Origin of the sequence: Shewanella sp. AS16 (genome assembly GCF_021412365.1) — a bacterium.
GTDB classification, from domain to species: domain Bacteria; phylum Pseudomonadota; class Gammaproteobacteria; order Enterobacterales; family Shewanellaceae; genus Shewanella; species Shewanella salipaludis.
This window is the reverse complement of the sequence record NZ_JAKCLK010000041.1, coordinates 1-621: the sequence shown is the minus strand read 5'-3', so window position 1 is coordinate 621 and position 621 is coordinate 1. Positions and strand designations below refer to the sequence as shown.

Annotated in this window: 1 pseudogene; it reads left to right on the top strand. The window is 43.3% G+C overall.

Annotation, left to right across the window (positions count from 1 at the left end):
• A pseudogene (lsoB, locus tag LZP73_RS19225) lies at positions 1 to 232 on the top strand (type II toxin-antitoxin system antitoxin LsoB); the annotation flags it as partial.
• Positions 233 to 621: the final 389 nt, after the last annotated feature.

The window sequence follows — 621 nt, the reverse complement described above, 5'->3', positions numbered from 1 at the left end:
TTTTTTTGATTTAATAATTCCTAACGGTGGAAAAAAAGATCGTTACGTCTATACGTCATTTAATGGCGAGAAGTTTTCAAGTTACACATTAAACAAAGTTACGAAAACTGATGAATATAATGATTTATCTGAGCTCTCGGCTTCGTTCTTTAAAAAAAACTTTGATAAGATCAACGTAAACCTTCTATCCAAAGCCACATCATTTGCTTTGAAAAAAGGCATTCCAATATAATATCAAGCCAGAAGACATTTACCATAACGTCTCATTACGCGCACCGCCAAAACGCGCTGAACGCGATTCTGACGCAGACACCGCAAAAAGAGATGTTTTCCCCGGGGTAAACCGGAAAAATGCGTCAGGATCGCTTTCAGCTCACTGCATAGCTATGCATGAAAGTGAATGGCGATCGGTTTGGGGGCTTACGGCGTTCATACCGTCTGTTTTCGACAGTTTCTCTCCGGGAAGTTAATCTGCCATAAGCCTGGATAACAGGGCACGGTGATACTCCGTAATAGCGATCAGCACCTCCGCATACTCTCTGTCCCCGACACGCTTGCCGTCGATAAAGAGTTTTTTCTGCAACGCCCCCAGTCGCATAACTTCTTTCAGCACCCGGTCAT